We start from the raw sequence: 12,733 nt of genomic DNA on the forward strand, positions 1-12,733 counted from the left end.
AAAGAGACCATCCACAGCTTTCTTTCTGCTGTCTGACAGATTCACTAACCGCCAATTCCGGCCAAAGAAAAGGCTATTAACACTGCCAAACTACCGGGAATTCTAAGCTTATTCCCGACAATCGGTTTGCAAAGTTACATATTTTATGGATAGAAACGCGCGTCTCTATCCATCAATAACGGCTGAATTAAAAACTTTTAACAGTAAGGTCGGCCGTTAACAGCATATAATAAGGTGAAAACCTTCATGGCTTTCACCTTATTATATATAGGGACCTGACGGCTTAGAACATGAGGCCGAACGACAATGTCCTGAACTTTGGCCCGTAACCATCGCGCAATAAGTTGCAAGGACTATATTTGAAATAGACGTCGGGCAGCCCATGAAGGAGGAGTTTTCCCATGAAATCGACGGTAACGGGGCTGATACGGACATCTGTGTCTACGTCTTTCACCTTGTGATTGTTCAGCGTGTAGCGCGTCTTCAGGCTGCCATAGGTGTTGAAATTGATTACCGGACCGATGCTGAATCCTATCCGTTTGCCTTCAAACCGATAGCTGATGGGCACGTTGATGCTGAAGACCTTGATGCGAGAGAAGCGTGGTTGGCTACCCGAAGGATAGGCGTCAAGGGCCACGGCACGCTTGTCTTTCACGAAACGCAGGTCATCGGTCATGCGATAATTGCGCCAATCGAGGCCCAATCCGATGGAGAAAGCGTGCTGATTGCGCCACGGACGATAGGCCCAATCTGCCACAATCCACCACAATTCCCAAGACTTGAAGGGCTGAATGTCGGCACCTGAAGGCATTCCCACGGCGTTATTGAAGCCCGCGGCAAAGTTCATGGAGCACTCTGTCTGCGCTTTTCGCCCGCGTTTCTTGCTGAAACCGGCGATAGAAAACTTCCATGTCTCGTCGTTAATGGCCGAAGTACTCACGTAATTGCTGTCGACCAATTGGATACTGTTCTCGTAATGATAGGCCGGATTGCCCTCGCTTCCCCACACTTCCACGTGCTGTAAGGAGTCGCCCACGATGATTTTCACCCGCCGGGGCTTCTCTATGACCACGGTGTCATTGTCAGATGGTGTCGCACCGGCCGTCAAACTGAAGGCCAATGCCATGCAAACGAAGATTGTTTTCATATGTTTATGTTTAATGTATGAGTTTTCTTAGTTCGGCCACACTCGCCACCTTGCCTTCCATATAGACCACGGTAAGCACGGCCGTGCGCCCTTTTCGCAGCGTGAGGTAGCACAGATAGCGGTACAAATCGCCTTGCCGGGGCAACGTCATGATGAGCGTCACCGTTCCGTTCCGCTTGGTCTGCTCCGTACTCGTGGCCGTTTTGCCGTCGCGTTCCACGAGTTCGTCCACCGTTTTCCACTGCTGTTCGGTGGCATTAAAACGCACACTGCGATAGAATTCGAGCCCGTATTTGCTGATGGCACGCCCTTTCACGCGCACTTCCACCATGTTTTCGCGCGGCACAACCTTGCCTTGAAAGAGCGAATTCACGCTCAATCCCTGCTGTGCATGGGCCACAAAGGCAAGCAATCCCAATGCGATTGTCAAGAGAATGCGATGTTTCATAACGCTATATTTGATGATGTTTGTTTCCGTTTTACTCGTTTCCGAAGATGTCGCGCAGCTGGTTTTCAACGTTGGCGCCATCATTTCCGTGAATGCTTTGCAGTGTTCCGTCCACCTCTTTCATCACTGTGGCAGGATCGGTCACGTGCCGATTATAGATATAAGCCTCGCAATAGTCCTGCCGTTCGGGGCTCCACAGCAGGCTTCCCACTGCCAATAGCAAGGCCACCGAGGCTGCTATGCCGATGAATGTCTGCCGTGAAAGCAGACGAACCGGCTGCCGTTTGCGCTCCGTTTCAGGCTTTTCAAGCGGCATCATGGCCGAGAGCGAACAGAAAAACTCGCGCATCGGCAGTAAATCCGCAGCCACCTCGTTGCCCGAAAAATAGCGGTAGAGCCGCCGTTCCTCGTCAAGTGAGGTCTCGCCCGCCATGAAACGGGCTGCCAACATTCTGATTTCTTCGTCCTTATTCATTGTTGTTGTTTTAAGAATTTCAGCCTGACCGCTTGTCGCGCACGGCTCAATACCTTCCTCACCGCAGCCTCTTTGCTTCCTGTGAGTGCGGCAATCGCGCTCATTTCCATGTCTTCCATGTGCCGAAGCCGCATGATAGTCTGCTGCATCGTGGGCAATTCGTCGATGATTTGCATCACTTTCTCATAGCGTTCGTCCCATGTTGGTTCGCTTTCTGCCACATTTTCAGGCATACTGACAATGGGTTGGCGTCGCCGCAAGCGGTCAATACAACGGTTTTTCACCAGCACCAAGGCCAGAGGACCCATGGGCAAGCGCAGTGAATCCAGCAATTGCCAGAGCTTCAACAGCACATCCTGCACCACATCTTCAGCCTCGTCACCGTCCTTCAGATAGCTTCGGGCAGTGTTCAGCATGTGGTTTCGGTTGCGTTCCACCTCGCTTTTATATTCCTCGATGGTCATCGTTGTTGACTCGTTTCTTTATTCTTCATACGCAAGCTGAAGCATTTTGTGACACAAAAATAATCTTTTTTTGGGGTTACATCATAAAAAAAGAGATTTGAAACCTATCAAATCTCTTTCTCATGTGGGCGTTGACGGATTCGAACCGCCGACCCTCTGCTTGTAAGGCAGATGCTCTAAACCAGCTGCGCTAAACGCCCTGTCCCGTGTGTTGGATTATATTGCAAAAGTAAACATATTCTTTGAGACGGCCAAACAGCCTTGCCAACATTTCATACTTTTTAAGAAAGTGAGGCAATAAGCATGGAACGGGGAGCCCACCCCGTCCCCTCCCGGGGGAGGGGAGCCCGAGCTTGCGGGCAATGTCGGTTGTTTCGGTTTTCAATATCACCCATATTGCGCGGTAATATAGGCCATATTAGGCGGTAAAATGGCTGAGATTGCATGGTAAAATGGGTGAGATTGGAACGTAAGGTGCAAGTCGTTGATTATCAAATCAAATCATGTAGGGACGCACGGCTCGTGCGTCCGCTCGAAAAACCATGTATATATGCATGCATTTTGAATGGGACGGACGCACGAGCCGTGCGTTCCCACATACCCACATCAGTTATATTAATGCATAAAATGGCTGACGAGGCGAGCTACTCGAATGCATGTAGGGACGCACGGCTCGTGCGTCCGCTCGCAAAGCCACGTATATATGCACGCATTTTGAATGGAACGGACGCACGAACCGTGCGTCACTACATGCCTCTTGCCCGCAAATCATCCTGCCATTCGGCTAATCCTAAAGTTCAATGTTCAAAATTCAAAGTTCAAAGTCAACAAATCCTAAAGCTCAATATTCAAAATTCAAAGTTCAAAGTCAACAAATCCTAAAGTTCAATGTTCAAAATTCAATGTTCAAAGTCCAAGTCCCTACATCGCCGTCATGGCCATTTTGCCGCACAACATGTCCCGAATGGTTTTGCAATCTGCATGGGGTTATGCGCCAAATTATTTTGTTTTTTTATCATATCGGCCTTGCAATTGGAAAATTTTAGCTATATTTGTCAAACATAGCAGCTGTGAGCGTTCGCATGAGCCGTGATATTGCGTGCTCATCGTGCGGACAATCGTTCGCAAGACACACCCTTTCGCAGGGTTGTTCCTGTTAAAAGGTTGCTGAATGTATATCAATCGCTTCACTTCATGATAGATTATCGGGACATGATACATTGGAAAACTCTTCTTTGCGGACTGCTTTTGTCGGCGAATTCTGCGATGGCACAAAGCGTAAGTTCGCGGATTGACACGGCGACCATAAGGAAACTGGCCCCTAAAACCATTGCCGGAACGGTGGACATCATCACAGAAAAGCAGATGAACAAGGGCTTGGTGACCAGCTCTTTGAATGCTTTGAGCGGTCAGGTGGCCGGTGTGAACATCTCATCTGGCGAGAATCGCATGGCACAACTCAACAGTGTGCGCGTCCGGGGCACCACTTCGCTCACCGCAGGCAATGACCCTTTGGTGATAATCGATGGTGTTTACAGTGATTTAAGCACGCTTTCAACGGTCTATCCTGCCGATATTGAACGCTTTGTTATCCTGAAGAATGCCACGGAAACAGCCAAATATGGCTCCAGAGGAGCTTCGGGTGTCATTCAAGTCACCACGAAAAAGGGCAGTGGAAGCCTGTTTCACATCAGCTATGACGGCAATATCGGCTTCGAACATAAGTTCGGTAACCTCGAAATGTTGTCGGCATCCGACTACAAAAACACGGCGAAGCGATTGCAACTTCATTATGTTGACGGTGGTTATGCTACTGATTTTCAAGACGCTATCACCCGAATAGGCTTCGTACAAAACCATCATGTGGCCTTCAGTGGCGGTGCACTTAACAGCAATTATCGCGCATCTATCGGCGTAATGCAGCACAACATGGTGGTCAAAGTGATTGAAAGTAACAACTTCGTTGCCAAGTTTGACCTTTCACAAAAGGCCTTCGACGATGTTCTTCTCATTGATTTTGGCGTGTTTGGTTCGTCACAAAAGAACGCATACCTGCCCGATGAGCAAAAGCTTTTCTACAGTACTGCCACGCAAAACCCCACGTTTCGCGCCGGAAAGAACGCGCAGGGAGGTTGGGACCGCAACCCGACTGCTAGCCAAATCGCCTCGCCTTTGGCCCTACTCAAGCAGAAAGACGACGACAGAAACCTGAATTTCAACACCCATTTAGGCCTCACGTTCACGCTCGACAAGGCGCTTTTGCTGAAGCTTTTCGGCAGTTATAGCTATAATTCCCTTGAGAATGCCACGTTCTTTCCAACGTGGGTGTGGGCTCAAGGCCAAGCTTTTCGGGGCGAACATAAGGGCGAAGCGTGGCTGGGAAACGCCACATTGGAATATCATTTCTGCCAAGGTGCACACGAATTCAGCGCAACTGCCATGACAGAATACCAGAAAAGCCAACGCAGGGGCTTCTGGACTACCGTCAAAGGCTTTACATCTAACGACTTTGGATACGACAATCTCGGGGCCGGTTCACTGCGTCCTTACGGCGGAACCGGCTCGGATTACAGTGCTCCCTCCGTGGCTTCGGTGTTGGGAAGCATCGGTTATACGTTGCTTAAACGCTACAGTTTGGACGTGAACCTGCGGGCCGACGGTAGCAGTTTGTTTGGGAATGCCAACAAATGGGGCTTCTTTCCGTCTGCTTCCCTCACATGGAATGTCGGTCAAGAGCCCTTTTTTGCGCCCTTGAATGGGGTGGTCAGCCTTTGGAAACTACGCACCGGATATGGCCAAAGCGGCAATCAAGGGGGCATAGACTCCTATAATTCGCTCCCTCTTCTGCGGCCCTTGGGCATCATTAGCTATCAAGGAACGCCCACAATCACCTTGGGACAGTTCCGAAACACCAATCCTGACCTGCGATGGGAGACGAGAAGCACGTTCAATATCGGCACGGATGTCGGCCTGTTCCACAACCGTATCGTGCTCACGGCAGAGTATTACTACAGCTTAACCACCAATATGCTCTATCAATATGACGTGCCTGTGCCGCCGTTCACGTTTGATAAGTTCCTTGCCAACTTGGGAAAGATGAGCAATAGCGGCTTGGAAATCGGGTTAGGTGTCACACCTATTGTCACAAAGGACATGGAGTTGAACGTCAATATGAATGTAGCTTTCCAAAAGAACAAGCTCATCTCGCTGTCAGGTGACTACAACGGCGTGCAACTTTCTGCAGCTGACATCACAACGATAGGGCAATTGAACGGCGCAGGCTTTCATGGTGGCAACAACAACATTGTTTATCAGATTGTAGGTCAGCCATTGGGCGTGTTCTATCTGCCACATTGCACGGGATTAAAGCGGAACCCGGACGGCAGTTACAGCTATGACATTGCCGATCTTGACCACAACGGGCGTGTTAACATAGAGGATGGAGGCGACCGTTACATTGCCGGACAGGCCACACCTAAGTGGACTTTGGGTTCAAACATCAGCTTTCGATACCGTGATTTCGATGTTTCTATGCAGATAAATGGTGCATTCGGGCACAAAATCTACAACGGAACGAGTCTCACTTACATGAACATGACGAGCTTTCCCGACTATAATGTCATGGCCAAAGCGCCCGGAATGAACATCAAAGACCAGATTGCCACCGACTATTGGCTTGAACGTGGCGACTATCTCAACGTGGATTACCTCACCATCGGCTGGAACATACCCCTCAAGTCACGCCATGTCAGCGCGCTTCGGCTTTCATGTTCCGTCAATAACTTGGCCACCCTGACGGGTTATAGCGGCCAAACACCGATGATCAACAGCTATATCGTCAACAACACGCTGGGGATTGACGACAAGCGCAGCTATCCTCCGTATCGAGCCTACTCTTTCGGCGTCAGTATTCAATTCTAAGTGCCTTGAAATATGAATGAACCAATGAAATACTTCGGCCGTTTCTTCACGGCAATCGCCTTGTCGTTGCTCCTCAATGCCTGCTTGGACGAACACCCGAAAGGCCTCATGGAGGAGGACAAAGCCTACACTTCGGCCACCACGCTCTATCTTAATACCGTGGGAAACCTTTACCTTCAGATAGGAGGTCATGCAGATAGTCAGGGATTACAGGGCACTTACCGTGGCGTTTACGACTATAATACGTTCACAACCGATGAAGCTATGCTCCCGATTCGTGGCGGTGACTGGTATGATGGCGGATATTGGCAGAATTTATACCTGCATCAATGGACCGAAACTGACCTTCCTTTGCTCAATACTTGGAACTATCTCTATAAAAGCGTGGGCCTTTGCAACCACGCCCTCAAGGAGATTGACCGCCATAAACAGCTGCTTACCGACCTACAATACAAGGAATTCACGGCCGAAGCTCGCGGTCTTCGTGCGCTATTCTACTTTTATATCATGGATATGTGGGGCAATGTGCCCCTCATGATGCAGGAAAATGTATCGCTGAAAGACGTGAAGCAATCGACAAGAAAGGACGTGACAACGACGCTTATTGCCGAACTTCAGGCCGCAATTCCCTATCTTTCCGATGCCCATAGCAACCATGAAGGTAACTATTATGGCCGCTTTACGCGCCCTGTGGCCTATTTCTTGCTGGCCAAAATCCTGCTCAATCATGAGGTTTATCTTGGAGATAAGACGTTGAAATTCACCATCGACGGCCATCAACTCAATGCCCTTCAGGCCTGCATTGCCTGCTGTGACAAGATAACCGAGGCCGGATATGCCCTCGAAAGCAACTATGCAGCGAACTTCTTCGTGCACAATGAGAACTCTAAAGAGAACATTTTCACAATCCCGATGGATAAGATTCGCTACGAAAATAAGTTTCTTAACCTCTTTAGAAGCCGGCATTACAGTCACGGAGGAGCCATAGGAATGAACGCAGAGAACGGAAGTTGCGCCACGCTTTCCACGCTTTCGACCTACAAATACGGCACTCCGCAGGTGGATAAACGCTATGCCATCAACTTCTTCAGCGACACTTTGCGCGTCGATGGCAAGGTGGTTTACCTCTCCAATGGCGAACCTTTGGTCTATCATCCTTTGGAAGTGGCCCTCAGTCTCACAGGAAGTAAATACGAAAAAACGGCAGGTGCGCGCATGGCCAAGTACGAAATAGACCGCATGGCCCATGATGATGGCCGCCTACAAGACAATGATATCGTGCTATTTCGCTATGCCGACGTGCTCTTAATGAAAGCCGAAGCGCAGTTACGCAGCGGACATGACGGCTCAATCGCCATGAACCTTGTGCGCAACCGTGCCGGAATGGCGTCGCTACCTGCCACACTTTCCAACCTACTTGACGAGCGTTTGCTCGAATTTATGTGGGAAGGTTGGCGACGAAATGACCTCATTCGCTTCGGACTTTTCCACAAAGCCTACGACGTGCGCAGGCCTATTGAGGGCGAAAATACGCGCTTTACCTGCCTGTTTCCCATTCCCAAGGGTGTCCTTCAGCGCAATACAAACCTTAAACAAAACCCGGGTTACAAGTAAAGATGCAGGTAAACGGTCGCCTACAACGCTATCCGCTGCTACGCATAGCCCTCTTTTTGATTATCGGAATCATGGTCGGCGACGCCTGTTATCCCGCAGTCGGCACGGCAGTTTGGCTCGTCTGTGCCGTCACGGGCCTTGCGGCTGCCTTCCTCTTCAGGTCGGAATGGGGGCGAAATGGCGGCATCTGCTTCGTCACTTTGGCGTTGGGAGCCGCCTTGGTCAGCCGAAGCGAGAGGCAAACAGACCGGCCGTTGCCGCGGAAAGAGATCCGTTATGAGGCCGTTCTCACCGATAATCCCGTGCCAAAGGGCAAGACTTTGCTGTGCGATTTGCTGCTCGTTCAGCTCAACGGACAGCCACTCAGCAAGCCCATAGCCGTGAAAGCGACCGTCTTGAACGACCCCAATGCGCCGCTACGGCTGCAAACCGGCAACGGCATCATCGCTTCATCGGTTCTTGAAAAGCCGAAGAACCGCCTGCAAAATCCCCGTTTCGACTACGCACTTTGGCTGAAACGACACGGCTATCAGGCCGAAACGTTCATTCCATATTGGCAATTGCGGACGGCAGCTTTCCCCGTTCGGCTCGGTCGTCTGCAACAAATCATCTTGCAGGCCCGCTGCTTTCGCGACCGAATCGTCCGACATTTCCGTCGGCAACACGTCGAACAACAAGACGAAGCCCTATTGGAAGCGATGGTGTTGGGCAGCCGTCAGGTGCTCGACAAGGCCACCCGCGAAGCTTATGCAGCCTCCGGTGGCAGCCATATCCTTGCACTTTCAGGGCTACATCTCGGTATAATCTTCAGTATTTTCCTGCTGGTTTTCGGCCAACGTGGCGTGGGTTTGACGCTATCGGTAATGACAATGTGGGCCTTTACGATGCTTGTTGGCCTGCCAACTTCGGTGGTTCGCAGTGCTGTGATGCTCACGATCTATGCCTTTACCCGTCTGCTTAGCCGCCAAAGCAGCGGTCTCAATGCGCTGGCCTTGGCTGCCTTGGTTATCCTTGTGGCCCATCCTATGGCGCTGTGGGACGTAGGTTTCCGGCTGTCGTTCATGGCCGTGGCCGGTATTCTCATCGTTTATAAACCGCTGTTCCAGGTGTTCAACCCCGCAAACCGACTGCTCCGGTGGGCTTGGGGAATGACTTGCGTCTCTGTTTCGGCTCAACTCTTCACGTTTCCCCTGCTGCTTCACTACTTCGGACGCTTCGCTTCGTACTTCTTACTCACGAATTTCGTCGTCATACCTGCTGCAACACTCCTCCTTTCTCTGGCCTTTCTGCTCTTGCTCTCCACGCCTTTTGCGGCCTTGCAAGCCCTGTTTTTCCATGTCATGACCACCATTGCAGGTTACATGAACACGGCCGTCACCGCCATTTCGCGCCTACCTTGCGCCTCGCTCGACGGCCATTACATCTCTGCATGGCAGACCTTCTGCCTCTATGTCGCCCTCTTTGCGCTGATAGGTGCGTATCGAAGGTTCCAAACCAAGAAAGAACTTGAACGAACCGGACCTTGATGCCGGGCCGATACAAGCCATATGGTGCAGCGAAGCATGCCGTTTCATGGCAGGAAACTGCAGTTTTTCATCAAAAATTTCTGTTTTGATTGCCGAAGTGGCTTATTTTGGCTTACAAAACAGCCCAGATTGACTTGCGAAACAAGCCATATTGTAAAATAAGATGATAGAGAATGTAAAACCACCGTGCACATGTTGCAACCCCAATCAGCCATTTTTGTTCGCTTTTTTGATTTCTTTCTTAAAAAACATTAATCAAGGAAATGTGCTCCAAAAGTCCGGTTTGTGTGACAGAACGAACCGTTTTACACAGCCATACAGGCGAAATTGCGTCGCAAAAGGAATGAGATTAGACCAAGTCCACGGCGTGTAGGGACGCACGGCTCGTGCGTCCGCTCGCAAAACCACGTATATATGCACGCATTTTAATGGAACGGACGCACGAACCGTGCGTCCCTACATACCCACATCAGCCGTATTAATGCATAAAATGGCTGACGAAGCGAGCTACTCGAATGCATGTAGGGACGCACGGCTCGTGCGTCCACTCGCAAAACCACGTATATATGCACGCATTTTGAATGGGACAGACGCACGGACCGTACGTCCCTACATACCTCTTGCCACAAATCATCTTATCTTTCAGCTAACCTTAAAGTTCAATGTTCAAAGCTCAAAATTCAAAAGCAGCTAACCCCTAAAGTTCAATGTTCAAAATTCAAAGTTCAAAGGCAAAGTCCCTACATCGCTATACCGGCCATATTACGCGATAATTGCTGTGCTGAGGTTATTCAAGGTGGGCCTCGGTGCGGGGCAAAAAAATATCCCTGCAGTCCCGAAAGACTACAGGGAAACACCCCATGTGGGCGTTGACGGATTCGAACCGCCGACCCTCTGCTTGTAAGGCAGATGCTCTAAACCAGCTGAGCTAAACGCCCTTGTGCCCAAAAGCGATTGCAAAAGTAGGCATTTTATTTGAAAGTAGCAAATAAAAAAGGCAAAAAAACAATCGAAATCAAAGATTTTGCAGGAAAAAGTGGGAGGGGAAGCCCAGCTATATCCCCTCTAAAGCCCACCCCTAACCCCTCCCAAGGGAGGGGAATGCAGCTTCCAAGCGGGATGATATGGATAGTTATGGCATTCTTCTTGGGCGGAATTCGTGCGATAGGCCCGAGGCATTATAGACGAACGTGTATTGTTATGGCATTCTTCTTGGGCGGAATTAGGAGTCGATTTTTCTCTATTCTAATAGCTATTCCATCTGAAACACCTGACAACAAAATGATTATTGCGACAGCTTCTGCCCTATTCCAAGAGATGTTCTATCTCGCTTTGTTTCAAGATACAAAGGATATTCTTGCCATCGGGCGTGTAATTGGGGTTGGAAGAACTGAAAAGCGAGTTGAAAATGTTCTCCATTTCGTCGTTACTCAGCACCTGTCCCATGGGAATGGCAGCCTTTCGGGCCATGGTTAGGGCCAAAGTACTGTTGATTTCGTCGTGAATAGCGGTGGTTTTCTCTTGTGCCGAGGCAATCATATCACGCAAAAGGTCGGGAATATTCAGTCCTTCGAGGCCTGCAGGAACCGCCTGAACGGCATAACTCGAGCCACCCATGGCACTGATTTCAAAGCCAAGGTCTTGCAATTCGGCCGAGATTTTCGAAAAGGTGACCTCCTCCGAGGCCGAAAGATGAATGTTTTCGGGGAACAAAATCTTCTGCGCCACCACCTCACGCCGCCGCAATTGCTCCACATAACGGTCGAAAAGAATGCGGACATGCGCCCGATGTTGGTCGATAATCATCAGTCCCGACTTCACAGCCGTCATCATGTAGCGGCCTTTATACTGATAATGGGCCGGCGATTTCTCGGCTATGACGCTCGCAATCGACAAAGGTTCGTCTGCCGGCTCAGGCATTGTCATCTTCGAGGAGAAGAGTTCCGACTCCTGACTCGGCTGACTTTGGGCTGCTTCATAGAGCGTTTCCCAACGATTGGCAGATGAAGGTTTAGCAGAACCGCCGCTTGTGCGGAAGGGATTGTAGTCGGGATTGTACTTCAAAGTGGGGGCTGCGACCTGCTCATTTGGGCTGTAGACCGGGATATCGGGGCGTCCTTCGGTGTCGAAATCTATTGCGGGAATGTCGTTGAACATGCCGACAGCCTCCTTTACCGCAGCGGAAAGGACTTGCCAAATAGGCACTTCGTTCTCGAATTTTATCTCGGTTTTGGTGGGATGAATGTTGACATCGATATCTTCGGGAGCCACTTCGAAGTACAAGAAATAAGGTATTTGTTCGCCAGAAGGCACAAGTCGCTCGAAAGCATTCGTCACTGCCTTGTGGAAATAAGGGTGTTTCATGTAGCGACCATTGACAAAGAAGTATTGATGTGCACCTTTCTTGCGAGCCGATTGCGGCTTTCCTACGTATCCATTGATGCGACACATCGTCGTATCCACCTTGACTTGAAGCAGATCTTGATTGAGTCGCTTGCCGAAAATGTCGATGATACGCTGTCGAAGTAGGCCGGCTTTGAGGTTAAAAAGCTCCGTTCCGTTACTATGAAGACTGAAAGCGATGTCGGGATAGACCAAGGCTATGCGCTCGAAAGCCGCGATAATGTTGTTCAATTCAGTGGCGTTCGACTTCAGAAACTTGCGGCGTGCCGGCACGTTATAAAAGAGATTGTTAATTGAGAAATTGCTTCCTACGGGGCAGGAACACGGCTCTTGGCCCGTGAAACGGCTGCCCGCGATAAACAGTTGCGTCCCAACTTCGTCCTTTTCCTGCCGGGTTCGCAGTTCCACCTGCGCCACAGCGGCAATCGAAGCCAAGGCTTCTCCGCGGAAACCCATCGTGTGTAAGGCAAACAAATCATCGGCTTTGCGGATCTTTGACGTGGCATGTCGCTCGAAAGAAAGGCGTGCATCGGTCTCCGACATACCCTTTCCGTCGTCGATGACCTGTATGGATGTCTTGCCAGCGTCGATGACTTGCACCCTGATGTTCTTGGCTCCAGCGTCAACGGCATTCTCAACCAATTCCTTGATGACCGATGCGGGCCGCTGAATGACCTCACCTGCGGCGATCTGATTGGCCACAGAATCGGGCAAGAGTTGTATGATATCACTCAT

General features: G+C 50.1%; 8 protein-coding genes and 2 tRNA genes. 3 read left to right on the forward strand and 7 right to left on the reverse strand.

Going from position 1 to position 12,733, the window contains the following annotated elements; genetic code table 11:
* Positions 1-283 precede the first annotated feature (283 nt).
* The 5 genes from HMPREF9944_RS07085 to HMPREF9944_RS07105 form a co-directional block, all read right to left on the reverse strand.
* A complete protein-coding gene (locus tag HMPREF9944_RS07085; protein WP_172633985.1) occupies positions 284-1,147 on the reverse strand; it encodes a hypothetical protein in 864 nt (287 codons plus the stop codon).
* 10 nt (positions 1,148-1,157) lie between these two features.
* Positions 1,158-1,595, reverse strand: coding sequence for a DUF6108 family protein (locus HMPREF9944_RS07090; protein WP_044113490.1), 438 nt, complete (start codon positions 1,593-1,595; stop codon positions 1,158-1,160).
* Positions 1,596-1,626: 31 nt separating this feature from the next.
* Positions 1,627-2,070, reverse strand: coding sequence for a hypothetical protein (locus HMPREF9944_RS07095; RefSeq protein WP_008565452.1), 444 nt, complete (start codon positions 2,068-2,070; stop codon positions 1,627-1,629).
* Positions 2,067-2,534 carry an RNA polymerase sigma factor gene (locus HMPREF9944_RS07100; protein ID WP_008565454.1) on the reverse strand — a complete coding sequence of 156 codons (468 nt, stop codon included), beginning with the start codon at positions 2,532-2,534 and terminating at the stop codon, positions 2,067-2,069. The genes HMPREF9944_RS07095 and HMPREF9944_RS07100 overlap by 4 nt, the downstream gene beginning before the upstream one ends.
* A 125-nt stretch (positions 2,535-2,659) precedes the next feature.
* Positions 2,660-2,734: transfer RNA gene (locus HMPREF9944_RS07105), tRNA-Val, on the reverse strand.
* A gap of 1,012 nt (positions 2,735-3,746) precedes the next feature.
* On the opposite strand from HMPREF9944_RS07105, the gene HMPREF9944_RS07110 reads away from it, so the two are divergent.
* Genes HMPREF9944_RS07110 through HMPREF9944_RS07120 form a run of 3 tightly spaced genes read left to right on the forward strand, consistent with a single transcriptional unit; the run spans position 3,747 to position 9,595 of the window.
* Positions 3,747-6,455 (forward strand): SusC/RagA family TonB-linked outer membrane protein, encoded by a 2,709-nt coding sequence (locus HMPREF9944_RS07110; RefSeq protein WP_044113502.1) that lies wholly within the window; start codon positions 3,747-3,749, stop codon positions 6,453-6,455.
* Positions 6,456-6,467: 12 nt separating this feature from the next.
* Positions 6,468-8,069: a RagB/SusD family nutrient uptake outer membrane protein gene (locus HMPREF9944_RS07115; protein ID WP_044113491.1), complete on the forward strand. Its 1,602-nt coding sequence runs from the start codon at positions 6,468-6,470 to the stop codon at positions 8,067-8,069.
* 2 nt (positions 8,070-8,071) lie between these two features.
* Positions 8,072-9,595 carry a ComEC/Rec2 family competence protein gene (locus HMPREF9944_RS07120; protein WP_008565461.1) on the forward strand — a complete coding sequence of 508 codons (1,524 nt, stop codon included), beginning with the start codon at positions 8,072-8,074 and terminating at the stop codon, positions 9,593-9,595.
* Between the two features lie 863 nt (positions 9,596-10,458).
* Here HMPREF9944_RS07120 and HMPREF9944_RS07125 read toward each other — a convergent pair.
* Together HMPREF9944_RS07125 and mutL are read right to left on the reverse strand one after the other, a co-directional pair.
* Positions 10,459-10,533, reverse strand: a tRNA-Val gene (locus HMPREF9944_RS07125).
* A gap of 367 nt (positions 10,534-10,900) precedes the next feature.
* Entirely contained in the window at positions 10,901-12,733 is a 1,833-nt protein-coding gene (mutL, locus tag HMPREF9944_RS07130; protein ID WP_008565463.1) for a DNA mismatch repair endonuclease MutL, read from the reverse strand.

The sequence above is a fragment of the Segatella maculosa OT 289 genome (assembly GCF_000243015.1).
Lineage (GTDB): Bacteria > Bacteroidota > Bacteroidia > Bacteroidales > Bacteroidaceae > Prevotella > Prevotella maculosa.